The organism is Pseudohaliea rubra DSM 19751, assembly GCF_000764025.1.
Lineage (GTDB): Bacteria > Pseudomonadota > Gammaproteobacteria > Pseudomonadales > Halieaceae > Pseudohaliea > Pseudohaliea rubra.
On record NZ_KN234746.1, the window covers coordinates 33,974 to 57,148 of the forward strand.

Annotated in this window: 21 protein-coding genes; 6 read left to right on the forward strand and 15 right to left on the reverse strand. The window is 66.5% G+C overall.

What is annotated here, in order from left to right; genetic code table 11:
• Positions 1-5: 5 nt before the first annotated feature.
• From HRUBRA_RS01325 to HRUBRA_RS01335, 3 genes are read right to left on the reverse strand one after another with little or no spacing between them, the layout of a single operon-like run.
• Positions 6-1,304: a metal-dependent hydrolase family protein gene (locus HRUBRA_RS01325; RefSeq protein WP_201771498.1), complete on the reverse strand. Its 1,299-nt coding sequence runs from the start codon at positions 1,302-1,304 to the stop codon at positions 6-8.
• Positions 1,305-1,334: 30 nt separating this feature from the next.
• Positions 1,335-2,138 (reverse strand): general secretion pathway protein GspB, encoded by an 804-nt coding sequence (locus tag HRUBRA_RS01330; protein WP_161787583.1) that lies wholly within the window; start codon positions 2,136-2,138, stop codon positions 1,335-1,337.
• Between the two features lie 16 nt (positions 2,139-2,154).
• Positions 2,155-3,774, reverse strand: a complete 1,620-nt coding sequence (locus HRUBRA_RS01335) for an ExeA family protein (RefSeq protein WP_035513781.1) — start codon at positions 3,772-3,774, stop codon at positions 2,155-2,157.
• 51 nt (positions 3,775-3,825) lie between these two features.
• Here HRUBRA_RS01335 and HRUBRA_RS01340 point away from each other — a divergent pair, with 51 nt between their 5' ends.
• Positions 3,826-4,605 (forward strand): AsmA family protein, encoded by a 780-nt coding sequence (locus HRUBRA_RS01340; RefSeq protein ID WP_035513784.1) that lies wholly within the window; start codon positions 3,826-3,828, stop codon positions 4,603-4,605.
• A 15-nt stretch (positions 4,606-4,620) separates the two neighbouring features.
• Here HRUBRA_RS01340 and HRUBRA_RS01345 read toward each other — a convergent pair whose 3' ends face one another.
• On the reverse strand, positions 4,621-5,178 hold the full coding sequence (locus tag HRUBRA_RS01345; protein WP_035513786.1) for a PadR family transcriptional regulator: 558 nt from the start codon (positions 5,176-5,178) through the stop codon (positions 4,621-4,623).
• Between the two features lie 117 nt (positions 5,179-5,295).
• Here HRUBRA_RS01345 and HRUBRA_RS01350 point away from each other — a divergent pair, with 117 nt between their 5' ends.
• On the forward strand, positions 5,296-6,255 hold the full coding sequence (locus HRUBRA_RS01350) for an NAD(P)H-dependent flavin oxidoreductase (protein ID WP_035513789.1): 960 nt from the start codon (positions 5,296-5,298) through the stop codon (positions 6,253-6,255).
• Between the two features lie 85 nt (positions 6,256-6,340).
• Here HRUBRA_RS01350 and HRUBRA_RS01355 read toward each other — a convergent pair whose 3' ends face one another.
• The 8 genes from HRUBRA_RS01355 to HRUBRA_RS01390 all read right to left on the reverse strand — a co-directional run bounded on the left by HRUBRA_RS01355 (position 6,341) and on the right by HRUBRA_RS01390 (position 14,782).
• Positions 6,341-7,909 (reverse strand): sodium:solute symporter family protein, encoded by a 1,569-nt coding sequence (locus tag HRUBRA_RS01355; RefSeq protein ID WP_236629749.1) that lies wholly within the window; start codon positions 7,907-7,909, stop codon positions 6,341-6,343.
• Between the two features lie 101 nt (positions 7,910-8,010).
• Complete coding sequence (locus HRUBRA_RS01360; protein WP_035513791.1) at positions 8,011-8,226, reverse strand: hypothetical protein; 216 nt, start codon at positions 8,224-8,226, stop codon at positions 8,011-8,013.
• Positions 8,227-8,257: 31 nt separating this feature from the next.
• Positions 8,258-8,923: a 3'-5' exonuclease gene (locus tag HRUBRA_RS01365; protein WP_035513793.1), complete on the reverse strand. Its 666-nt coding sequence runs from the start codon at positions 8,921-8,923 to the stop codon at positions 8,258-8,260.
• Positions 8,923-10,779: a DUF294 nucleotidyltransferase-like domain-containing protein gene (locus HRUBRA_RS01370; RefSeq protein ID WP_035513796.1), complete on the reverse strand. Its 1,857-nt coding sequence runs from the start codon at positions 10,777-10,779 to the stop codon at positions 8,923-8,925. Before HRUBRA_RS01370 ends, HRUBRA_RS01365 begins: the two co-directional genes overlap by 1 nt.
• Positions 10,780-10,791: 12 nt before the next feature.
• Complete coding sequence (locus HRUBRA_RS01375) at positions 10,792-11,250, reverse strand: hypothetical protein (RefSeq protein WP_035513799.1); 459 nt, start codon at positions 11,248-11,250, stop codon at positions 10,792-10,794.
• A gap of 3 nt (positions 11,251-11,253) precedes the next feature.
• The gene (locus HRUBRA_RS01380) at positions 11,254-12,984 is read right to left on the reverse strand and encodes a sodium:solute symporter family protein (protein WP_035513801.1); all 1,731 of its coding nucleotides are present in this window, start codon (positions 12,982-12,984) and stop codon (positions 11,254-11,256) included.
• 3 nt (positions 12,985-12,987) lie between these two features.
• The gene (locus tag HRUBRA_RS01385) at positions 12,988-13,257 is read right to left on the reverse strand and encodes a DUF4212 domain-containing protein (protein WP_035513803.1); all 270 of its coding nucleotides are present in this window, start codon (positions 13,255-13,257) and stop codon (positions 12,988-12,990) included.
• Between the two features lie 97 nt (positions 13,258-13,354).
• Positions 13,355-14,782: a DcaP family trimeric outer membrane transporter gene (locus tag HRUBRA_RS01390; RefSeq protein ID WP_052094257.1), complete on the reverse strand. Its 1,428-nt coding sequence runs from the start codon at positions 14,780-14,782 to the stop codon at positions 13,355-13,357.
• Between the two features lie 211 nt (positions 14,783-14,993).
• Here HRUBRA_RS01390 and HRUBRA_RS01395 point away from each other — a divergent pair, with 211 nt between their 5' ends.
• Positions 14,994-15,653, forward strand: a complete 660-nt coding sequence (locus tag HRUBRA_RS01395; protein ID WP_236629752.1) for a response regulator transcription factor — start codon at positions 14,994-14,996, stop codon at positions 15,651-15,653.
• Here the strand turns inward: HRUBRA_RS01395 and HRUBRA_RS01400 are convergent.
• Positions 15,650-19,141, reverse strand: coding sequence for a hybrid sensor histidine kinase/response regulator (locus HRUBRA_RS01400; protein WP_035513806.1), 3,492 nt, complete (start codon positions 19,139-19,141; stop codon positions 15,650-15,652). The genes HRUBRA_RS01395 and HRUBRA_RS01400 overlap by 4 nt on opposite strands.
• 29 nt (positions 19,142-19,170) lie before the next feature.
• Positions 19,171-20,232, reverse strand: coding sequence for a 3-deoxy-7-phosphoheptulonate synthase (locus HRUBRA_RS01405; RefSeq protein ID WP_035513809.1), 1,062 nt, complete (start codon positions 20,230-20,232; stop codon positions 19,171-19,173).
• A 241-nt stretch (positions 20,233-20,473) separates the two neighbouring features.
• Here HRUBRA_RS01405 and HRUBRA_RS01410 point away from each other — a divergent pair, with 241 nt between their 5' ends.
• Positions 20,474-21,640, forward strand: coding sequence for a phosphoglycerate dehydrogenase (locus HRUBRA_RS01410; RefSeq protein ID WP_035513811.1), 1,167 nt, complete (start codon positions 20,474-20,476; stop codon positions 21,638-21,640).
• Positions 21,641-21,645: 5 nt separating this feature from the next.
• Positions 21,646-22,095 (forward strand): GNAT family N-acetyltransferase, encoded by a 450-nt coding sequence (locus HRUBRA_RS01415; RefSeq protein WP_035513814.1) that lies wholly within the window; start codon positions 21,646-21,648, stop codon positions 22,093-22,095.
• Between the two features lies 1 nt (position 22,096).
• Here HRUBRA_RS01415 and HRUBRA_RS01420 read toward each other — a convergent pair whose 3' ends face one another.
• Entirely contained in the window at positions 22,097-22,540 is a 444-nt protein-coding gene (locus HRUBRA_RS01420; protein ID WP_144244340.1) for a hypothetical protein, read from the reverse strand.
• Between the two features lie 126 nt (positions 22,541-22,666).
• On the opposite strand from HRUBRA_RS01420, the gene HRUBRA_RS14815 reads away from it, so the two are divergent.
• Entirely contained in the window at positions 22,667-23,173 is a 507-nt protein-coding gene (locus tag HRUBRA_RS14815; RefSeq protein WP_035513820.1) for a high-potential iron-sulfur protein, read from the forward strand.
• The last annotated feature ends 2 nt before the right edge of the window (positions 23,174-23,175 follow it).

The window sequence follows — 23,175 nt, forward strand, 5'->3', positions numbered from 1 at the left end:
CGGCGCTACTCCGCGCCGCGGTAGACCTCGCCACCTTTCATGACGAAGGCGACGTTCTCGAGCACGGTGATATCCGCCAGCGGATCGCCGGCCACGGCAACAAGGTCGGCATAGCGCCCGGGGGCGATACTGCCGAGCTCGTCGCTCACCCGGAGCAGCTCGGCTGCGTTCACCGTCGCCGCCTTGATGGCCTCCATGGGCGGCATGCCGGCCTCGACCATGTAACGGAACTCCAGGCCATTGGCGCCGTGCGGCGAGACACCCGCGTCGGTGCCGAAGGCAATCTTCACGCCCGCCTCCCATGCCCTGGCGAAGGTGTCCTGGATCTGCGGCCCGATGGCCGCGGCCTTCGGGCGAACAACCGACGGCAGCTTGTCGTCCTGCTCGGCGAGCTCTGCTACCCACTTGCCGGCGGAGATTGTCGGCACATACCAGGTACCGTTGCGCTTCATGAGCTCTCGCGCTTCGTCGTCCATGTAGGTGCCGTGCTCGACGGAATCCACACCGGCCCGGATAGCGCGCTTCATGCCCTCGGCGCCGTGGGCATGCACCGCGACGACGAAGTTGTAGTCCTTCGCCGTGGCGACGATGGCCTCAATCTCATCAGCCATGAACTGGGGGTTATCGCCGCTTTTGGCGAGGGAGAGCACGCCACCGGTGACCGTGAGCTTGATGACGTCGGAGCCATCCTTGTAGCGCTGGCGCACAGCCTTGCGTGCGTCCTCGGGACTGTTTATCACGCCCTCTTTCGGGCCCGGATCGCCGCGCAGGTCGTAGCGGATGCCGTTGGTCGGGTCCGCGTGGCCACCGGTGGTGCCAATGGCCTTGCCGGCTGCGAAAATCCGCGGGCCTGCCACATAGCCTTTATTGATGGCATCGCGCAGGCCGAGGAGCGCAGGTACATCGCCGGTGCCGAGGTCACGGACCGTGGTGAAGCCCGCGTCCAGCGTCCGCCGGGCATAGATAGTCGCGCGCAGGGCGATGTCAGCGGAGTTCATGTAGTAGTTTTCAGCGTAGCTCGCCGGCGGATCGAGCTCGCCATCGAGATGCACGTGAGTATCCACGAAGCCCGGCAGCACCGTGTGACCGGACAGGTCGATGACTCTGGCACCCGCCGGCGCCAGGAAATCCTCCTCCACCGCGGTAATGCGGTCACCCTCGATGAAAATCGAGACGTTGTCGCGGACGCGCTCGGCGCTGACGTCGACAAGGCGGCCAGCATGAACCACCGTATCGGGCGCGGCGTGAACGCCGGCGGCACCGAGGATGAGGAAATAAAAAACAGAGAAAAGACGACGAAGCACAGGTCCCCCTGGATTGCATGGCAGTTGTTGTCAGAGATTGACCCAGCTGTTCAGGGCCCGAAGACGGAACGGGGTATCACGGTAGCGTAGCACCACAGAGTCCGGGAGGATTTCCTCGACCCTGACCGCACCGATGCGATCACCGGGGTGACGCTGTTCACCGTTGATCACCACGCTGCTCGCCCCGCCCTTGTGGTAATCGTGGCGCAGGTACATGAGCGTGGGAATCGCATCTTTCTGCTGCTGCGACAGGTCCGCGAGGAGCGGCGCCGGGTGCGGCGCGAGTGCCGCTTCGCCCAATTCCTCCCGGGCCCGGGCGAGCACCGCATCGATGTCGATGCTCTCTTCACGCACAGCGGCCTTCTCCGCGACAGCATCCGCCGGCGCGTCGGGCGCTGTGCCTGCAGCCGGGGCTGCCGCAGGGCTTTCCTCAGTTGCCGGCTCCCCCGCCGCAGCCTGTGGTCCGGCGTAAAGAGCCGCAACGGCCGCATCCGCTGAAGCCGGCCGGGATGCCGTCCCTGTTGCGGGCAAAGCCACCCTTGGGGAGCTCGCTGCGGGAGCCTCTGCCGTGGGCGAGTCTGCCGTAGGAGCGTCTGCCATGAGGGGTGCGACCGCCTGCGATTCGATGCCCTTGCCTGCCGTACGGTCCCCGGCCATCCAGCGTTCCCACCCCAGCCAGCCAAGCGCCGCCACGGCGCCAGCCAGCGCTACGGCCAGCACCGGCACCAGCGGGCTCGCTACAGGTGCTTCCGCCGGCGTGGTCGGCAGCGCCGCAGGCCCCGCGTCACCACGCTCCCGCCGCGCCCGATTGAGGGCATCGAGGATCAACGACACGCCGCGCCCTGCCCGTTCATGGCCGGAAACCGCTGGCCAGCAGCTCGTCCCACGCCGCCCCCCGATCGCTCGGCGGCAGCACCAGCCCGGCGGCGGCATTCAGCTGGCGCAGGGTCTGCGTGCCGACAATGCCGTCCTCGACCAGCCCCGCGGTGCGCTGGAAGAGCCGCACCCGCTCGGTGAGCCGGGGCGTGAAGCGTTCGGCGGCAAGGGGCTGCGCCTGCTTGTCGAGGCGGGCAAACCGCTCGGCCACTGCCCTTACGGCCGGGCCCTGATCGCCTTCGGCGATCCCGCTGCCGAAACCGTCCGGGGCGTCCCAGAGGTAGCGATAGCCACCACGCCAGTAGCTGGCGAGGACAGCCAGGGGCACGGTGGCAACGCCCTCGCGGGTCGCCAGCGTCGCGGAGCGTTCGCCGAGGACGAGCAGCAGCGCGGACGCAGCGAAACGTTCCGGTGTAACCAATTCGAGAAGCAGAGGCCGCTCGAGCGGGCCAAACTCCTGCCAGGTATCGGCGCGACCACGTTCGCAGCGCAGCGTGCCCGCACAGGGGTCGTCCGGCACCGGCGTGCCTCCCTGAAGAGCATAGAGTCCCCGAAGCGCGGCCTCGGGGGGGAGCAGCCATGGTGGCGAGGGTAGCGCCGGGGGGGAGGCTTCCTCGCTCCCACGGAGCTCACCTGCGGCCGCTCCCGGTGCAGGCGCCGCCGCAATCGGCTGATCCTTGCCGCCGGGCATGGCCCACCAGGCCAGCGCAACAAGCGTCAGGCCCGCCAGCGCGAGAGCCGCATAAGCCAGCACGTGCGCACCGCGCCGCGGCGGCAGCTCCCCGGTCACTTCGCCCAGGGCCTTGCGCAGCATGCGCTTATCGACCCGGGGCGCCTCCTGGCCGTAGGCACCGAGGAGCGTGCGATCGCAGAGCAGATTGATGAGCCGCGGGACACCGTGGCTGTGCCGGTGGATAGCACGCACGACCCGCGGCGGGAACAGCTCTGTGCCCGGGCCGAGGCCGGCCACCTGCAGCCGGTGGCGGATATAGGCACCGGTCTCGGCAAGGGACAGGGGCTCCAGGTTGTAGCGCGCGGTAACCCGCTGGTTCAGCTGTCGCAGCTCCGGTCGCTGCAGCATCGCCGCGAGCTCGGGCTGGCCGATGAGAATGATGTGCAGCAACTTATCGCTGTCCGTCTCCAGATTGGTCAGCAGGCGGATCTGCTCCAGCACAGGAACGGCCAGGTGCTGCGCCTCATCGATGAGCAGCACGGTCCTGCGCCCGCGGGCATGGTTGTCGAGGAGGAAACGGTGCAGTCGATCCGTGAGCGCCTTCAGGCTGGTGGCATCCCCGCGGTCATAGGCGATGCCGAGTTCGTCGCAGACCGTGGCCAGCAACTCCGCCGAATCCAGGGCCGGGTTGAGGACGATGGCGATATCCGCATCCTCCGGCAGCTGCTCGAGGAGGGCGCGATTGATCGTGGTCTTGCCCGTACCGACCTCCCCCGTAAGCACAATAAAAGCCCCGCCGGCGCCGACGCCATAGAGGAGATGGGCCAGGGCATCCCGGTGCCGGTGGCTCATGAACAGGTAGCGCGGGTTCACCGCGATGGAGAAGGGTGCCTCGCGCAGGCCGAAATACTGGTAGTACATGGGCCCGGAGTATACGCTAGCTGGAGCTCTGGAATCCTGCGGAGGTCCACCTTGAAAGCACTGAAGACCACCTTCATTGGTATAGCCCTGCTCCTGGTCATCGTCATCGCCGCCGTCGCCTGGCTGTTGAAGAACCTCGACAGTCTTGTCCAGGACACCATCGAGGACACCGGCAGCCGGCTCACGGGCACAGCAGTGACCCTCGACAGCGTGGCGCTGGACCTCGCGGCGGGGAGCGCCACCCTCAAGGGACTGGTCATCGATAACCCGCCGGGCTACGCCACGGAATACGCCTTCGCGCTGGATACCATCAGGGTCGACATCGATCCGAAGAGCATCACCGGCAGCGCGGTGCGTCTGGACGAGGTATCTATCACCGGGGCACGCCTCAACGCCGAACAGAAAGGCACAGCCACCAACCTGTCGACAATCCTGACGCATGTCCGCGCCGCGTCCGGCGAGGAGGCGCCGCCGGCGGAGGCCGGGGAGCCCACGGAGGTGCGCCTCGCCCTGGCCCGCTTCGCCTTCACGGACACGAAGGCGACGCTGGTCACGGAGCAGTACGGCGATGCGGCCCTACGCATCCCGGACGTGACGCGCACCGGGATCGGCGACCCGGCAAACGGCCTTGCGCCCGCAGAACTGGCGAGCCGACTTCTCGAAGCCGTGCTGGCGGAAGCGCAGGCGGCCGTGGGCAGCGCACTGGCAGACAAGGCGCGGGATGCCGCCAGGGACGCGGCGAAAGACAAGCTGAAGGACAAGCTGAACCTCTCGGACGAGGACATGGACAGCGCCGAAGGCGCGCTGAAATCCCTGTTCCAGAAGGACTGATCGGGGAAACCGGCCTCAGCGAGGGCCGCGCTTTTCCTGCTCCCGGGCCAGGAGGTCCAGAGCCTCATCGCACCAGGCGAGGTACTGCTCGCCGGCAAGGATGCCCATGCGCAGCGCCAGGAAGACCCCCTGGCGCCGCAGTGGCAGCACCTCCGGCCTCGCATAGTGACCCCGGCGGATCCGCTCATAGAGATAGAGCCGCTGCATCATCGCCTCACGCCGCTCACCGATCTCCACCCGCAGATGGCCGATGTTCTCAGCTGACAGGTTATAGAGCTTGACGAGCAGGTCGTCCTTGCTCTCCTGCACACGGCTTTCCCGGTAGACCCATTCCCCCAGCGCCTCGCGCCCGGCGAGGGTCAGGCCATAGAGAATCTTGTCGGGCTTGCCGCGCTGGGCAACCTCGCGACGGTTGAGCCAGCCCTTGTCGGCCAGCTTGCGCAGTTCCTGGTAAATCTGCTGGTGGGAGGCATGCCAGAACAGGCCGAGGGACGCATCGAAGGCCTTGGCCAGCTCGTAGCCGGACATGTCGTCCTCGATCAGTGCGGTCATGATGGCATGGGATAGGGCCATGACGTGACTATGGACCGAAATCCCTCTTTATGCAAAATGTTGCATACAGCGAAGGGAGATACTATTCTCCTGCGCTGGCCTGGCACCACTGACCATCACCAACGACGAGGACCCCCAATGGCCCTGCCCCCGATCCTTCAAGACCGGCTGCGCCTGCCCGTGGTCGGCGCGCCCCTGTTCATCATCTCCAATCCAGACCTGGTCATTGCCCAGTGCAAGGCCGGCGTGGTCGGGTCCTTCCCGTCCCTGAACGCCCGCCCCCTGGAAGAACTTGAGCGCTGGCTTGAGCGCATTACCAGCGAGCTGGCGGCCTGGGACCAGGCGCACCCGGACACGCCGGCGGCGCCCTTTGCCGTGAACCTGATCGTGCACGGTTCCAACAACCGGCTGCAGGAAGATCTGGAGCTATGCGTGAAGTACAAGGTGCCGGTCGTGATCACCTCCCTCGGTGCCAAGGAGTTCGTGAACGAGGCCATCCACAGCTACGGCGGCATCGTGCTGCACGACATCATCAATAACCGCTTCGCCAGGAAGGCCGTTGAGAAAGGAGCCGACGGTCTCATTGCCGTTGCCGCCGGTGCCGGTGGCCACGCGGGCACCACCTCGCCCTTCGCCCTCATCCAGGAAATCCGCGAGTGGTTTGACGGTCCGCTGCTGCTGTCCGGCTCCATTGCCCACGGCGGCGCAGTACTCGCGGCGCAGGCCATGGGCGCGGACCTCGCCTACGTCGGCTCCGCCTTCATTGCCACCGATGAGGCCAACGCCGAGGAAGCCTACAAGGAGGCTATCGTCGCCTACGACTCCTCAGAGATCGTCTATTCCAGCCTGTTCACCGGTGTGAATGGCAACTACCTGAAGCCATCGATCCGCGATGCAGGCCTCGATCCGGAAAACCTTCCCGAGGGCGACCCGACCAAGATGGACTTCGGCTCCGGCGGCAACACCGACGCCAAGGCCTGGAAGGATATCTGGGGCTGCGGCCAGGGCATCGGCGCGGTGAAGTCCATCGGCCCCGCCGGAGACCTCGTGGCACGCCTACAGGCAGAGTACGAGGCCGCGAAAGCCCGCGTGGCCTGAGTCGCAGCGGGGCGTCGTTCCTGCCCGTTAAGCCGGGTAGGAGAGGCGTCCTGCCCCGGCGGGATCCGCCAGGGTCCCTGACACGTTACTCGCCGAACACTTGTTCCAGGTACGCCGCATCAGGCGGCCGCGTCGCCAGCGATACAGCAATCATCGTCAGCACCGACACACCGATACCAAGCGTCGCACAGGCATAGGGGTTCACCGCCTGCACCTCGAGCCAGGCTGCCGCCGACGCCAGCGCGCCCCCGGTGAACCAGGCAGCGTCCAGGAGCGCGAGGTGCAGCACGGCAAAGGTTGCGCCGCCGGCCACAAAGCCGCAGATCGCCCCGGACCGGGTCGCGCGCCGCCAGAAAACGCCGAGGAACATCGGCGCAGCGGTCGCCGCCATCATGCCACCGATACCGACCCAGACCAGCAGGGCGATATTCATGTCGCGGGTACTCCAGGCCAGGGCGATGGCCGTAAGCAGCACCAGCACCGTAGCGATACGGCCGATGGTCAGGCCGATACGGTCCACCGCCGCCTCGCTGAAGCGCCCCGGGAAGCGCGGCGCGATGCTCAGGCGGAAGATATCGTTGGCGAAGATCTGACCCGTGGAAACCACCAGGCCATCCGCTGTCGACATCACCGCCGCCAGCACACCCGCACCGATCAGCGCGGCCACCCAGGTCGGTAGCGTGGCGATGAACAGCGCCGGGATCGCGTTATTCGGGTGGTTGCCGGCATCGAGCAACGCGTCCCCGAGCAGGACCCGGGCAAGGATGCCACCACAGGTGATCGCCGGCAGAATCAGGCCGAAGAGGAAGGCCAGCACGATAAAGCGCCGCTGGTCCCGGTCACTCTTGAGCGCCCAGAGCTTGTTGCCCACGTGGGGCAGCAGCCCCAGCGGCAGATGGGCCATGAACACCGCAAACAGGTCCCAGCGCGAATCGAACAGGGTAAAGCCAGGATTCAGCGGCGCGACCAGGGCCGGATCCTGCGCCTCGAGGGACCGCAGCATGCCGCGGAAGCCACCCTCCACGCCGAAGCCCACCAGAAACATCCACAGCAGCAGCAGCGCCAGCAGGAGCATGAGCGCCCCCTGCACGCCGTCCGTGAGAATGTCCGCGTGGGCGCCCCCGAGCGCTACGTAGACCATGAGCACAACCGCGGTGACACACAGTGCGGTGAAGGTATCGAGGCCGAGGAGCTGCGTGAACATCACCGCGCCCGAGAGCAGCTGGCCGGCGAGGTAGAACAGCAGCGCAAGGGAGCATAGTGCAGTAAGGATCCGCAGCGCCTCTGAGTCGTAGCGGTCACCGAGGTACTCGGGGATAGAGCGGCTGCCGAACCGCTCGCCTGCCCGGCGCACCGCATGCAGGCAGAGGAGCACGCCGCTATAAACCCCCAGGGGATAGATCAGGGCGTACCAGAGCACCGACAGGCCCGCCTGATAAGCAAGCCCCGGCAGGCCGAGAAAGGTGGCCCCGCTGGCCGCCGTCGCGGTCATGGCAAAGGCCAGGAACATCGGCCCGTAGCTGCCCCGGGCGGTGGCAAAATCGTCGCTGCCCCGCACCCGTGCCAGGCCCACAAACCCAAAGAACACCATCAGCCCCACGTACAGGCAGAGGAAAAACCAGCTCCAGGCGACCAGGGGGTCGAGATCCATCATGGCGCGTGTGTACTCAAGCGATAAACCAGTCGGTATACACGACAGCAGGCCCTCCGCGCCAGCACTACGCCGTTTTCATGACGAAGGCTGCCCGAGCCTGCTCAACTGTGCGACGCGGTACGCTGGGAGCAATCCGCCCGCAACCAGTCCAGCAGCAACTGCCCCAGCCGGAGCCGGCTGCCGGAAAAACTGTGGTCGTCGTCCAGCACATGGCGGCGCAGGGACAATCCAGGCACCACGGCAAAGCGCTCGGCAATGGGCAGGAACACCGTCGCCAGGGGCGTCGCCTGATCGCGCTCCGCGCCGGCGAAGGCCACAGCGCACCCGCCGCCCCGTTAAAGCAAGCCCTTACAGCAGGTCCTTCAGCTTCAGCCCCGCCCCCCGTGACGCGGCGTGGGCGAGGAGCAACTCGGCGGTGGCGAGCGCGTCCGCAAGCGCATTGTGTGCGGCATACGCGGGCAGGCCGTAACGGGCCCGGCAGCCACCAAGGGTGAGATCGCCAGCCTTGGGAGCACGGTCGCGACGGGCGAGCAGGCGCTGCTCGAGACGCAGCGTATCGACCACCGGCAGGAGTAGCGGAACACCGAAGCAGCCCTGACACAGCCGGTCGAGGTAGGCCAGGTCCAGGCGGGCGTTATGGAAAACCAGCACGCGTCCGCGGGCCGCTGCCAGAAACGCCTCCAGCACCGTCGCCGGTGCCTCCCCCCCGACGAGGTCCACATCGCGGAGCTGGTGGACTACCGCGCTCTGGCCGACGCCGCCGCTGGGACGCAGCACCCGGTGCTCCGCGCCATCGAGCACTGCCGCGCCCTTGCGCACCGGCAGCCAGCCGAGGCTCAGCAACTCCCCGTCTGCAGCTTCCAGGGACGACATCTCGCCGTCGCAGACGAGGAACTCCACCGCGCGCCAGTCCGTGCCTGGCCGCGGCAGCGCCGCCGCCCAGCAGTCCGCCAGGGGGCCGTGCGGGAGCTGACCTCGGTAGCGGAGGCGCTTGAGTCGGAGCCCCGGGCCCATCAGCCCATGCCGGCGCGGTAGGTCTGGCGCACAGCGGTCTGGGCCTCATCGATGATCGTGAAGGCGTCTCGCAGCTGTTCCCGGGCAAGCCGCGGCAATCTGCGCGGGTTGAGGAAGTTGTCCACGGGCTCACCCGCGGCCATTTCCCCGCACTGATGACTGATCCGCTGCTGCTGAATGCAGTGCAGCGCATCGGCGAGGTTGCGGCTGTCACCAATGGTGAGATGGCGCTGCGCCGCCAGCGCCTCCAGGCGCTCGCTGGTGTTAACCGCGGGAACACGGTGCGCCAGCGCATGCAGACGGACGATCTCGGTGATCGGCAGCACGCCGCGTTTCTTGAGGTCGAGGCTGTCCCGATGCTCGCCGTCGCGATCGACCACGAAGCGACGAAAAATGCCGAGGGGCGGCGAGCTCGCGAGTGCATTGGCCGCAAGGGCCGCCAGGAAAATCGTGTTGCTCGACGCCCGCTCTAGCATCACCTGCTGTAACCGGGCGCAGAGACTGTCGTCGCCGTAGACCGCGCGCAGATCAAAAAAGATGCTCACGCGCATCACCGCCGCCGGGGTCGGCGTACGCGTCCAGCGGGCCACCGTGTCCTGCCAGCGGGCGAGGGGCTGGCGCCATTCCTCCGTCGTGGCCATGATGCCGCCAGGACAGTACTTGTAACCGCAGGCCGCGAGGCCATCGCACACGCGTCGCGCCACAGCCTCGTACCAGCCCCGCTCGGCAGCCGGCACGTCGTCGTCGATGACGATGCCGTTATCCTGATCCGCACCCAGGAGCTGCTCTCCCCGGGCCTGGGAGCCGAAGCCGAGCCAGGCCCAGGCGCCCGGTGCGGGGCCAAGCTCTTGCTCCGCTAGCTGAATGAGGCGGATCGTCACCGCGTCCGATACCGCTGTAAGCAGCCGCGACACCTGCTCGGCCCGCATCCCGGCCTGCACCCATTGCTGCAGCTGGTCCGGCAGGCCGGCAAGCAGTTCCACCATGCCCTCCACGCTCTCCTGCCGCGACAGGTGCTGGACGAGATACACCGGGTCATTGCGTCGGGCGAGAATCAGGTCCGAGGTGGTGATCACGCCAACGAGGCGCTCACCGTCGAGGATAGGCAGGTGGTGATAGCCGCGCTGAGTCATGAGAAGCGTAGCGCTGAACAGTGTGTCGTCTGCTGCGATTCCCTCCGGCTTCGGCGTCATTATCTCGCGCACCGCGGTGGACGCCGGCAGACCGGCGGCGAGGCAGCGTGTACGCAGGTCCCGGTCCGTGACGATACCCAGGAGTCGCTCCCCCTCGGTGATAAAGGCCGAGGATACCCGGCGTTTCGCCATCGCTATGGCAACCCCCTGTACCGGCGTGTGCGGCGGAAGACAGAGCAGGTCCGTGCTCATACTGTCGCGTAGGGGCGCCAGTAGCGGGTTGGCGTCGGGCATGTAGCGGGCCGCGCGGCGCAGCCGGCGGCTGCGCTGGCGACTGAAATAGCGGTCGAAGTCGCGGTTGCCCGCACGCAGCTCGCGATAGGTGGCGTCGGGCAGGAGGTAAAGCAGCGCGTCCTCGATGACCGTGGCCACGACGCTGTCCTCGCCGGCATTGAGGTTACCGATATGGAAGCTCTCACCTTCGCCGAGGCGGTCGAGGAGCTTGTTGTCACTCGCGCGCAGGTCCACGGCACCGCTGCGCACGATACGCAGTCCAGGCGGCTCGCACGCCGCCTCGAAGCGCTCTCCCTGCGGGTGGTAGGACACGCGCAGGGCGCCTACCGCAACGTCCATCTCCTGCGCCGAGAGCAGATCGAAAGGCAGCGACTGGGCAACGAACGCAGCAACGCTGGCCAGCTCCACCGGTGGTGCCAGGGGGGTCATAGGCCCTCCGTTTCAGGAATCTCCGGGCCGGGCAAAGGCTGTGGCCACTTCACCATAGTAAAAGGCGCCATCTCCCTGCGCCACCAGGCGAAGCCGGTCTCCCGTCACTGGTCTCAACGCTAGCCGGCCCACCCACTGGCCGTTCGCGCTCCGGGCCAGATCCCCGGGCAGGGCCCTGCCCTCGCCACTCGCGAGGGCCAGCTGCACCCGCTCCAGGGGGTGGGAGCTGGTAACCGTGATGGTGGGCTCAGCGGTCTGACCAAGCACAATGCGCAGTTCCAGTTCGGCGTTGCGCAGATCACAGGCGCCGCTGGCGTAACGACAGTTAGGCTGCTCCACCAGCGGGTAGGACCGCCCGGGCTCTGCCGGAGCCGGCGTTTCGCCAGCGAGCTGACCCACCCCGAGCCAGGCCAGGACGGCCAGGACCGGAGTGACCAGGAGCGCAATGATGACGTGCCGGTTACGGAACACGACCTAGTGGTCCACGGCCGCCTCGGCACCCGCCGGGACGCGGATGTGCTCCACCAGCTCCCGCACTTCCGCCGGCGGCGCCTTGGTGACTGCGGACACGCCCAGGGCTACGGCGAAGTTAACGATAGCGCCGATGGCACCGAAAGCATTGGGCTCGATACCGAGGAACCAGTTCTCCGGCATGCTGCCGAGGAACGCGGTGGATTCCACGAACATGATCCCCTTGTGCTGGAACACGTAGAACAAGGTGATCCCGATGCCCGAGAGCATGCCCGCGATGGCGCCCTCCTTGTTCACGCGGCTGGAGAAAATCCCCATCATCAGCGCCGGGAAAATCGAGGACGCCGCAAGGCCGAAGGCCAGCGCGACGGTGCCCGCCGCGAAGTCCGGTGGATTGAAGCCGAGGTAGCCGGCACCGGCAATGGCCGCGGCCATGGCGATGCGGCTGGCCATGAGCTCCTGCTTCTCGCTGATGTCCGGTGCGATCATCCCCTTGAGCAGATCGTGGGAGATCGCCGAGGCGATCGCAAGCAGCAGGCCCGCCGCCGTGGACAGGGCCGCGGCCAGGCCGCCGGCAGCCACAAGGGCAATGACCCAGTTCGGCAGTTTGGCGATCTCCGGGTTGGCGAGGACGATGATGTCGCGGTCGACTTTCACCAGTTCGTTCGTCGCCGGGTTCGCTGTGTACAGCATGGCGCCGTCACCGTTCTTATCCTCAAACTCCAGCAGGCCGGTGGTTTCCCAGTTCTTGAACCACTGCGGGCGCTCGTCGTACTGCAGGTACTGGCCGGGCTCCGGCTCGATGGTCTGCATGAGGTTGAGGCGCGCCATGCCGGCAACTGCCGGGGCGGTGGTGTAGAGAATAGCAATGAAAACCAGCGCCCAGCCCGCAGAGGAGCGCGCGTCACGCACCTTCGGTACCGTGAAGAAGCGGATGATCACGTGCGGCAGGCCCGCGGTGCCGATCATCAGCGAGGCCGTGTAGGCAAACATATTGAGGCCGGACAGGCGCACATCCGTGGTGTACTCCTTGAAGCCGAGCTCCATCACCATCTGGTCGAGCTTGTCGAGAAGAAACGTATCGTTGCCGACCAGGGTGCTGCCAAGACCGAGCTGCGGCAGCGGGTTGCCCGTGAGCTGCAGACTAATGAAGATTGCCGGAATCGTGTAGGCCAGAATGAGCACACAGTACTGGGCAATCTGCGTGTAGGTGATCCCCTTCATGCCGCCGAGGACGGCATAAAAGAAGACGATACACATGCCCACCAGCAGTCCGACGTTGTAGTCCACTTCCAGGAAGCGCGAGAAGGCAACGCCGATGCCTTTCATCTGGCCGATCACGTAGGTCGTGGAGCAGATGATCAGACACAGCACCGCCACCGCCCGCGCCGTGCGCGAGTAGAAGCGGTCGCCGATGAACTCGGGCACCGTGAACTTGCCGTACTTACGCAGGTAGGGCGCAAGGAGCATGGCGAGGATCACAAAGCCGCCGGTCCAGCCCATAAGGAACACGGAGCCGCCGTAGCCCATGTAGGCAATGAGACCGGCCATGCCGATGAAAGAAGCCGCGGACATCCAGTCCGCCGCCGTGGCCATGCCATTGGCGACCGGGTGCACACCGCCGCCGGCAACGTAGAACTCCTTTGTGGAGCCGGCCCGGGTCCAGATCGCAATGCCGATGTAGAGCGTGAATGTTGCGCCGACGACGAGGTAAGTCAGTGTCTGCAGGTCCATGGCTCAGTCCTCCTCCACGTCGAATTCGCGGTCGAGAACCGCCATGCGCCAGCGATAGATGAAGATCAGCACCACGAAGGTGTAGATGGAACCCTGCTGGGCAAACCAGAAGCCCAGCTTGTAGCCGCCGAGGCGGAACTGGTTGAGTTCGTCCACAAGCAGAATGCCGCAGCCATAGCTGACAACAAACCACACCAACAGCAGTTTTATCATCAGGGACAGGTTGCGGTGCCAGTAGGCGCGGGCCTGCTCCTCGGTCATTTTTTTCGCCATGCCAGGTCTCCCTTGCTTATCTTTATGCGCTGCCGCCACTGTAGTTCAGGATTCGGCAGGGCACTGTTGGACTTTGGTCTACCGCTGCGCAGCGGCCTCAGAATACGTATTTGACCGCCAGCTGCAGGCGGTGCAGCTCGCCATCGCGTCCGTCTTCCAGCTCCTTGTAGCCGTAAATGAGTTCGCCGCCCAGCTGCAGCCCCGGCGCCGGTGTGTACCAGAGATTGGCGTGCGCCGAGCGATAGGCCCGGGCAAGATTGCCGGCGCCGAGAAATTCCTCCATGGACGGGTTGTCGGCTTCGGACAACGACAGGGCGAAGGTGCTGCGCCAGGCCGGCGACCAGCTGTGCAGATAGGACACGCCCAGGCCCATGGAATCGATGGTCTGGATATCGCCGTCGCTAGCGATATAGCCGTCGTTGAAGGAATGCAGGCCCAGGTAGCGGCCGAGAGCATTACCGTAGCTCGCCGTGAAGCGCAGGTCATCGGCGCCGAGCTGCCACTTGCCGGTTAGCCGTGCCCCGTAGCCGATGGTGCTATCGGAATCAGTCTCCACCGCACCGTCCCGCGCCTCGTAGCTGAGCTGCCGGGCAATCCCCGCCACAGTCCAGCGCAGCTCCCCGGTCTGGCCGTTGTACCGTGCAATAAAGTCGGGCGCGATCTCGCTATCATCCAGGCGCGTGCCGCCACCCTCCACGTCGAAGCGGGTGCTCGGGTTTTCCAGCGCCAGCTGGAGCCCGCCGCTGGTCCAGCGCAGCTGCGGCTGCCGGCCGAATTCCGTGCCGATGGGCCCGACGAAATCCAGCAGGTCCGGCAGCGCGGTGACATCGAAGAAGGTGGACCAGTTCTGGCCCGCCATGAGTGACTTGCCCGGGGCGTATTCCCAGTCCACGAAGGCGTGGCGGATCCGCGCGGCAAAGCTGTTGGAAATCCGCTCATTACCCTGATTGCCGAGAAGGAAGTCCAGCTCGATATGAGAGCGGATCCGACCGGCCCGGGTCTCGGTCTCGGTGCCGAACCAGAAGCGCGAGGTCTTCGCGTGCAGATTGGTACTCTGGTAGCTGTCGCTCTCACCGGACACCGGTGCTACCGGAATGAGCGGTGGCACGAGGAAATCGTCGATAACCGGAGAGGCCGGCTTTCCCTCGCTGTAATTCGTCATGAGCGCATCGAGCTGTACGTAGCCGCCGTAACGGAACCAGGTGTCGTCACGCTTGGTGACGTGGGAAAGCGCCATGGTCTCTTCGAGCGACGCCTGCCCGATACTCAGCGTCTCGAGGCGCTCCGAAGCGCGCGCCGCGCCGTCGCTCGACGCCGTGTCGGCTTCCGGCGGGCCAACCAGCGCGACACCATCCTCTGCCTTTGCCGCCGCTACCGCCGTCTTGAGGGCCTCGAGCTGTGCTTCAAGGGCTGCGATGCGCGCTTCCAGCTCTCCGGGCTCTGCTGCACCGGCGAGCTGGCCCGTCGCCAGGACGACGGCCGCCGACAGGCCGGCAAATGTGTTCTTCTTCGTTGGCGTTAGCATGGTGGTCCCCCGCTTTGCTTTCTTTATGTCATCAGGAGACCGTTTTAGAGGTCGGCGGGGCTCATCACCATTAGACCTTGGTCAACATCGGGGCTTTGTAGCCTCCGGGAACAAGGGTCGGCCGCCGCTGCAGCGCAGTAGGAACGGAGGCCGGTCTCCGCTATATTGGCGTGCTAACAATAACCTCCAGGAGGCACACGTTTTGCGCTGCGTGATCGCCGACGACCACCCCCTCTTCCGCAACGCTCTGACGGCGCTGCTCAGCGACAGCGGTCTCGCGACGAGCGTGGCGGCGGTGGCAGATGTGGCGGCCCTCCACGCGCACATCGAGGCGGAAGGCGCACCGGAGCTGCTCCTGCTGGACCTGCACATGCCGGGCACCAGTGGTTTCTCTGCCCTCGGCTGGTATACCGGCGCCTACCCCGGAAACCCCGTGGTAATGATCTCCGCCAACACGCACCCGGACACAGTACGCCGCGCCATCGACCTCGGCGCCGCCGCCTTTCTGTCGAAATCCACCAGCACCGGGACCATCGGGGACTGCCTCGAGCGCGTGCTGGCCGGCGAGCGCGGCCTGCATCCCGAGCTGACGATTGCCACGGAGGGTACGGGCCTCGGGACGCTGGATACCGCGGAGGCAGTCGGCACGCTGACACCGCAGCAGTTCCGGGTCGTCGTGATGCTCGCGGAAGGCTTGCTGAACAAGCAGATCGCCTGGGAGCTCGGTGTAAAGGAGGCCACGGTGAAAGCCCATATGACCGAGATCTTCCGCAAGCTCGGGGTGCACTCGCGCACGCAGGCGGTACTGGCTCTGGGCACGCTCAACGTGCCGGAACCGGAAACGCTGACCCAGCCGCCGGACTCCGCCTAGGCGCGCAGAGCGATGAGCAGGGCCCGCAGCCGCGCCGGGTTCACGGGCTTGGGCAGGAAGCGATAACCGGCCTCCCGCGCGGCACCGCGCACCGTCTCTCCGTCGTCGGCGCTGATCACGATACAGGGCGGCGACGGCGACAGCTCGCCCGTCATCGCTGCGACCGCCGCCACACCGTTGTCGTCTCCATCGAGGTGATAATCCGCAAGGATCACATCTGGCAGCTTTTTCGCCAGCGCCGCAGCGAGATCCTGCCGGTCTGCGCAGCTGCGGACCCGACAACCCAGCGAGGCCAGGAGCGCGCTCATCCCCGCACGGACGCGAGCGTCGTTGTCGAGGCAGAGCACCTCGCAGCCGGCAAGCTCAAGCTCTGCCGCCGGCGCAGCTTCTGCAGGGGCAAGGTGAGCTTCGGCGCTCGCCCGCAGCAGCTGTACGGAGAACAGCGTCCCGCGCCCCTGCTCCGACGCCAGCCGCAACGGCAGCCCGAGCAGGTCCGCGTAGCGGCGCACGATGGCAAGACCGAGGCCCAGGCCCTCGTCATCGCGGCCCGCACGGGCACGCTCGAACTCTTCGAAGATACGTGCGCGGTCCTCGGGGGCGATCCCCGGCCCCTGGTCCAGCACCTGGATTTCCGCGGTCCCGGGCCGCCGGCGCAGGCCGATAAGCACCCGCCCGGGCGCCGCGTACTTGATGGCATTGGCGACCAGGTTCTGCAGCACGCGATAGACCAGGGGACGGTCGCTGTTCAGCCAGAGCCCGGAGGACACCCAGCGCAGCTCGACCCCCGCACGCCGGGCCTGGGGTTCGAACTCGTCCCGCAGCTGGCGAAGGAGGTCCGCAGCGGGAAAGGCAGCCGGCGTTACCTTCTGTCGGCCCGAATCGAGGCGGGCCATTTCCCTCAGCTCAGCGATGAGCTGCTCGGCGCGGTGCAGGGCGTCGTCGATCTGCCCCACGGTCTCACCGACATCACCCTCCCCCGGCACCTTGTTGCGCAGCGCAGCCACGAAAAGCCGCGCTGCGTTGATGGGCTGCAGCAGATCATGGCTGGTGGCGGACATGAAACGTCCGCGGCGCCGGTTGGCCTCGCGCAGACTGGCCTCGGCGGCGGCGCGCAGACGGTTCTCCCGGCGCAGCTGCGCATTGGTCTCGGACAGGCTCGCCGAACCGTAGGCGACCCGCGCCTCGAGTTCCTTCTTGGCGTCCTCGAGCTCCTCGACCACCTCACGGTAATCGGTGATGTCGATATAGGTGGTCACGAACCCCCCCTGGGGCATGGGGTTGCCGCGGATGTCGATCACCCGGCCGTTGGGCATGCGCCGCTGCAGTCGATAGGTGCTGCCCTGGCGCAGGAAGGCGAGACGCTTCTCCACGGCGGCATCGCTATCGGCCCCGGCGCGGCCAAGAATGCCGCGCTCGGCGTTGAAGCGGTACACCCGCTCGATAGGACTGCCCACGTAGAGAAAACGCTCCGGGTAGTTGAACATCTTCTCGTAGCGGGTGTTCCAGGCCACAAGGCGCAGCTCCCGATCAACCACGGACACCCCCTGGAGCATGGATTCCAGGGTCGACTCGAGGAGGCTACGGTTGACGCTGTACTGCTGGTTGAGATCGCCGACCAGGCCCGCGAGGTCGGCGAAATCGAGCTGCCGGCTCTCCTCTAGCTGCGCCAGCACCCGGCTCGCCGAGGCCGCGCCGATAACACCGGCCAGGGCCGCTTCCACCCGGCGCAGGGCAAAGACCGGGGCCCGGTCTCCCGGCAGCAGGCGCTGCTCGTAGGAAGCCTCGATACCACGCCAGAGCCGCGTGCTCGCCTCCTCGCCGAGGAGCGGCGGCAGCAGCGCCTGCAGCTGGCTGACCCGGAGAAGGCTGAGCTCGAAATCGTCAACGGTGCTTTCCCCCTCCCCGGAGAGGAACAGGCGCGCCTGGCGCCGGTCTGCCGCCGAGGGCGTCAGCAGCAGCGACAGCAGCACGAGCAGCCCCCCATTCACGCCGAGGCTCCAGCCCGTGGCGTGGGCCAGGCGCGCGCCCTCGGCGCTGCCGAAGAGACTCACCGGTGACAGCCAGCCGATGCCGAAAGGCCCTGCGGCGAGCAGGCTAGAGCCCGGCGGCAGCTGCGCCGGCAGCACAGCGCAGTAGAACCAGATACCAAGGCCCGCGAGCAGCCCCACGGTAACCGCCACGCCATGAGCCCGGCGCCAGTAGAGCCCCGCCAGCAGGGCGGGAGCCAGCTGGGCCGCGGCGAGGAACGACATGAAGCCGATTTCCGCGAGCCAGGGAATCCCCGTGAGGGTCCGCGATACACCCCAGGCGGCGAGCAGAATGGCGACAATGGTGACCTGCCGTACCCGACGCAGGCGGTCACCGAGCCCGAGAATAAGTCTCGGTGAGCCGGCCTGCAGACGCATGGCCACGGGCACGGCCACCTCGTTGGTGACCATGATCGCCAGGCTCACGGTGGCGACAATGACCATGCCGGTGGCTGCGGAAATACCGCCGATAAAAGCGGCAATGCCCACCCAGTCTTCGCCCAGGGCCAGGGGCAGCCACTGGGTGTAGGTGTCCGGCGCAGCGCCGGTGCCGGAGGCCCCCGCCAGCAGCGAACCGGCAAGACTGATAGGCATGGCAAGAACCAGGAAAAGGCCGAGATAGGCCGGCAGCAGCCAGCGCGCATAGCGTGCGTCTTCGAGGGTCTGCGCCTCCACCACGGAAACGTGGAACTGCCGCGGCAGGCAGAGGATGGCGAGGGCGCTGATGAGCGTGCGCGCGTAGAAATCGGCGCTGTCGATGGCCCTTGCCGGCGACAGCGTGTCGGCCGCGAGGGAGGCGCGCACATCGGCGTCGCGGAGGTAGAGGAGCGCCAGGGCGGCAACGGCGACGAAGGCAAGCAGCTTGACCACGGACTCGACGGCCACCGCGTTCATGACGCCGAGGTGTCGCTCTCGTCCGTCCATGCGCCTTGTGCCGAAAAGAATCGTGAAAACAGCAAGGATGATCGCCACGAACAGCGTGGTGTCCCCCATGGCCCCGGCTTCGCCGCCGACGACCGTGCCCCAGGCCTGAGCCAGGGCGCGGAACTGCAGGGCGATGTAAGGCAGTACCGCCGCGGCCGCCACCGCGGTCACCAGCATCGACAGCGCCTGGCGTTTGCCGTAGCGCGCGCCGATGTAATCCGCAATGGAGGTGACCCGGTGCTCCACGCCCACCTGCACGAGGCGCCGAACCACGGGCCAGCCGAGAAGGAAAAGAAGCATGGGCCCGAGGTAGATGGGCGCGTGGCTCCAGGGCGTTTCCGCCGCGCTGCCCACGGCACCGTAGAAGGTCCAGGAGGAGCAGAAGACGCCGAGGGTCAGGGCATAGATAAACGCGCGCAACCGCGGCGAGGTCGCCGCCGGCGAGCGCGCACCCAGCCGATCGGACGACCAGGCGATGGCGAACAGCAGAACAATGTAGAGCAGCGCGAGGCTGAGGAGGTTGGACGGTGCCGTCACCGCATCAAGTCCCCGGCCGCAAACGGGCCTTAGGCCAGCCCGCCCCGGCGCAGCTGTACCGCCTGGGCAAGCTCGCGCAGCACGCTCTCAGTGTCATCCCAGGCCATACACGGGTCCGTAATGCTCTGGCCGTAGGTCAGCGGCTGGCCGGGCTGCACGTCCTGGCGCCCTTCCACGAGGTTGCTCTCAAGCATCACGCCGAAGATCGCCGTGGAGCCGCGGGCCACCTGAGTGGCGATGTCGCAGGTCACATCCACCTGCCGGGCGGGAATCTTGCGGCTGTTGGCGTGGCTGGCGTCGATCATGATCCGGGCCGGCAGCCCGGCTTTCGCCAGGAGCGCCGAGGCATCGTCTACGGAGAACATGTCGTAGTTGGGGTGCTTCCCGCCCCGGAGGATCACGTGACAGTCCGCGTTGCCAGCGGTCTGGAAAATCGCCGAGTGGCCCTGCTTGGTCACCGACAGGAAATGATGCGGCTGCGAGGCCGAGCGGATCGCATCCACCGCCACCTGCACATCACCGTCGGTCGCATTTTTGAAGCCCACGGGACAGGACAGACCCGAGGCCAGCTCCCGGTGCGTCTGGCTCTCGGTTGTGCGGGCGCCGATGGCGCCCCAGGCGACCAGGTCGGCCAGGTACTGCGGGCTGATAAGGTCCAGGTATTCAGTGCCTGCCGGCAGGCCCAGCTCGGCGAGGTCGACCAGCAACTGCCGGGCCAGGCGCAGGCCCTTGTTGATCTGGAAGGTATTGTTGAGGTCCGGGTCGTTGATCAGGCCTTTCCAGCCGACGGTGGTGCGCGGCTTCTCGAAATACACGCGCATGATGATGCACAGGTCTTCGCGCAGCTCGTCGGCCAGGGCCTTGAGCCCGGCGCCGTATTCCCGGGCAGCCGCCGGGTCATGGATGGAACAGGGCCCCACCACCACCACCAGGCGGTCGTCCTCTCCGGCGAGGACCTTGTGGATGTCTCCGCGCGCAGCGGAAACGGTCTGCGAGGCGCTGTCGGTCAGGGGGACTTCATTGACAAGAATTTCCGGCGCGACCAGCTCGGTCGTGCCCTGGATGCGCAGGTCGTCGGTAGCGGCTTTCATGGATTGGCTCAGAACAGAATGATAATAAGCAAATATATCACGGCAGTCGTCGCCACGCCGCTGCGGGAAGCGTCCTCTACAGGGGGGGGCACCCTATGGCAGGCGCTTCCTCGCTCCGACAGCAACCAAAGCTGTCGCGCCAGGGACGCCGCGCCCACATGACAGCGCACACACGGGGCAGGAACCTTCCGGGCCCTCCAGCGGTTACAATCTGCCCACCTCATAATCGGCCGACCGACCCATGTTCAAGATCCGCACCTACAACCAGCTCTCGGTGAGGGGGCTGAACCGCTTCGACCGGGAGCACTACGAAGTGGCCAGCGAACTGCCGCATCCGGACGCCTTTCTGCTGCGCAGCCAAGGCCTGCATCAAGAGGACTTTCCGGCTACCCTGAAGGCCATCGCCCGCGCCGGCGCCGGGGTGAACAACATTCCCCTCGAGCGCTGCAACGAGCAGGGTATCGTTGTCTTCAACGCCCCGGGAGCAAACGCCAACGCCGTAAAGGAGCTGGTGCTGGCGGGGATGCTGCTCGGGTCCCGGGACATCTATCAGGGCATGCAGTTCGTCGAGAGTCTGGGGCCCCGGGATGATCTCGATGCCTACCTGGAGAAGGAAAAGAAGCGCTTCACCGGCACGGAGCTCATGGGCAAGACTCTGGGCGTGGTCGGTCTCGGTAACATCGGCTCGCTCGTGGCCAACCTGGGCCTTGCCCTGGGCATGAAGGTCGTGGGCTACGACCCGGCGATCAGCGTCGAGGCGGCCTGGCGGCTCTCCAGCGACGTGCAGAAGATGGAGAATCTCTCCAGCGTCTTCGCCCATGCGGACTACGTGAGCCTGCACCTGCCGGTGCTCGAGAGCACCCGGAGACTCGTCGGCGACGGCATCCTCGGCGGTGCCCGGAACGGCCTCGTGCTGCTGAACTTCGCCCGCGGCGAGATCGTGGACCACCCCGCGGTACTGCGGGCCCTCGATAGCGGCAAAATGCATCGCTATGTCACAGACTTTCCCTCGGCCGAGACCCTCGGCCACCCGAAAGTGCTGCACACACCGCACATCGGCGCCAGCACCGGCGAGGCCGAGGACAACTGCGCAGTGATGGCGGCAGATCAGCTCATGGATTTCCTGGAGAACGGCAACATCCGCAACTCAGTGAACTTCCCGGCCATCGCCCTGCCCCGCTCAACACCGGTGCGCCTCACCATCAGCAACCGCAACGTCCCCCGGGTGCTGAACCAGATCACCGCGGTAATCGCCGAGCACGAAATCAATATTGTCGACATGCTCAACCAGAGCCGGGACGCCGTGGCCTACAACATCATTGATCTCGCCGAAGATCCCGGGGAGGACTCCCTCGCTGCCCTCAATGGCATCGACGAGGTCATCAACCTGCGTCTGCTCGGCGCCTGATCGGCATGCGTGGAGCAACCCTGCACCGGGCAAGGAAGGCGGACCTCAGTATCCTGCTCCCGCTCATTGCCGAGTTCTGCGCCGTGGATGCGCACCCTTACGATGAGGCGCGGGTATGCCGCGCACTGGGCCCGCTCCTTGAAAACGACAGCCTGGGTGTGGTCTGGCTCATCGGTGAACCTCCGGGGGGCTACGCCGTGCTGACCTGGAATTACAGCCTGGAGTCCGGGGGCCGTGATGCGCTTCTCGACGAAATCTATCTCCGCGAGCGCGGCCGGGGCTTCGGCGCCGCGGCCCTGGCCGCTATCCACGGGGACCTGCGCCGACGCGGAATCACCCGCGTTTTCCTGGAAACGGAAACACATAACGAACGCGCCCGGCGCTTTTACGCGCGCAATGGCTACGAGGTCGAACCATCGACCTGGATGGCGGCGGAGCTTGAAACGCCCCGCTAGCTCAGATGTCGCCCGCGGTATTGAGCGCCATGGCGATCTTGCGGTTAATGGCGTCAAGCTGGCGCAGAAGATCCGCGATCGTGTCCTCGGCCTCTGGTGCAAGGGTCTTGTGCTTGAGGTCCGAGAGTGCCTCAAGGGCGACGTTGTTGGCAGCGAGGGTCCAGGTGAACACCGCCTCGGGGTCGGCGACCGAGGACTCCGCCCAGGGCTCCGGACGGTACTGCAGGTAGCGGTCCCGGAGCGCAACGGGGCCGCGCCGGGCAAGCCCCTCCAGGCCGTCCAGCAGCTGTTGCTGTCGCTCACAGACCCAGCCCACCAGGCTTGCGAAGCGGTCCCCCGCTACCGGCTCCCGCTGCTCGAGAGCGGCGAGGGCCCGGCGACTGTTGCCCGCCAATTCCTCTAGCAGCTCCCCGAAGGTCATGAAAGTATCGCGCGTGCTTGCCATAAACATCTCCTCCTGAATCAGTGTAGGCACATACACCCCGCCTCGACAAAGTCCGTTCAGCCTCGCAACAGGGGTTCCGGTCTACTACGGTGTGTTGGGAGCCACGATAAAACGGAGGGAAACACCATGAAAAAAACAACGAACACATCGCTCGATCGCCGGCGTGCCCTGGCGCTGCTGGGCGGGGGTGCCGCGGCGATTTCTTTTCTGGGCCTCGCCGGCTGCGGCGGCAGCGACGACGCCCCGCAACCCGAACTGATCAAGCCCGAGCCAGAGCCGGAACCAGCGTCACCGCCGACGCAAAAGGAACCCGTCGAAAGCACAGCCGGCGACAGCGCGTCGTCCATGGGGGATGCCGAGGCGCCGGCCTCTTCCGACCCGAGCGCCAGCGACGGCACGGGTACCATGCCCCGGGTTGACGAGGGCAGCGCGAAAGCCAGACAGCTCGCCTACGTACACGACGCGGCAACGGTGTCCACCAGCGAGCAGCCGCGCTATGCAGAAGGTCAGCAGTGTGCCAACTGCGCGCTCTACCAGGGCGGCAGCGCCGAGTGGGGCGGCTGTCCGCTCTTCAGCGGCCAGCAGGTGAAACGCACGGGCTGGTGTAACGCCTACGCGCCACGCGGCGGCTAGGC

Excerpts from the sequence above, each read along its gene's own strand:
- HRUBRA_RS01365 (WP_035513793.1), bottom strand. The coding sequence starts at position 8,923 with ATGGGCCCGGGGCTCCGACTCAAGCGCCTCCGCTACCGAGGTCAGCTC.
- HRUBRA_RS01350 (WP_035513789.1), top strand. The coding sequence starts at position 5,296 with ATGGCCCTGCCCCCGATCCTTCAAGACCGGCTGCGCCTGCCCGTGGTC.
- HRUBRA_RS14815 (WP_035513820.1), top strand. The coding sequence starts at position 22,667 with ATGAAAAAAACAACGAACACATCGCTCGATCGCCGGCGTGCCCTGGCG.
- HRUBRA_RS01335 (WP_035513781.1), bottom strand. The coding sequence starts at position 3,774 with ATGTACTACCAGTATTTCGGCCTGCGCGAGGCACCCTTCTCCATCGCG.
- HRUBRA_RS01390 (WP_052094257.1), bottom strand. The coding sequence starts at position 14,782 with ATGCTAACGCCAACGAAGAAGAACACATTTGCCGGCCTGTCGGCGGCC.
- HRUBRA_RS01410 (WP_035513811.1), top strand. The coding sequence starts at position 20,474 with ATGTTCAAGATCCGCACCTACAACCAGCTCTCGGTGAGGGGGCTGAAC.
- HRUBRA_RS01380 (WP_035513801.1), bottom strand. The coding sequence starts at position 12,984 with ATGGACCTGCAGACACTGACTTACCTCGTCGTCGGCGCAACATTCACG.
- HRUBRA_RS01420 (WP_144244340.1), bottom strand. The coding sequence starts at position 22,540 with ATGGCAAGCACGCGCGATACTTTCATGACCTTCGGGGAGCTGCTAGAG.
- HRUBRA_RS01355 (WP_236629749.1), bottom strand. The coding sequence starts at position 7,909 with ATGATGGATCTCGACCCCCTGGTCGCCTGGAGCTGGTTTTTCCTCTGC.
- HRUBRA_RS01415 (WP_035513814.1), top strand. The coding sequence starts at position 21,646 with ATGCGTGGAGCAACCCTGCACCGGGCAAGGAAGGCGGACCTCAGTATC.
- HRUBRA_RS01345 (WP_035513786.1), bottom strand. The coding sequence starts at position 5,178 with ATGGCCCTATCCCATGCCATCATGACCGCACTGATCGAGGACGACATG.
- HRUBRA_RS01370 (WP_035513796.1), bottom strand. The coding sequence starts at position 10,779 with ATGACCCCCCTGGCACCACCGGTGGAGCTGGCCAGCGTTGCTGCGTTC.
- HRUBRA_RS01405 (WP_035513809.1), bottom strand. The coding sequence starts at position 20,232 with ATGAAAGCCGCTACCGACGACCTGCGCATCCAGGGCACGACCGAGCTG.
- HRUBRA_RS01385 (WP_035513803.1), bottom strand. The coding sequence starts at position 13,257 with ATGGCGAAAAAAATGACCGAGGAGCAGGCCCGCGCCTACTGGCACCGC.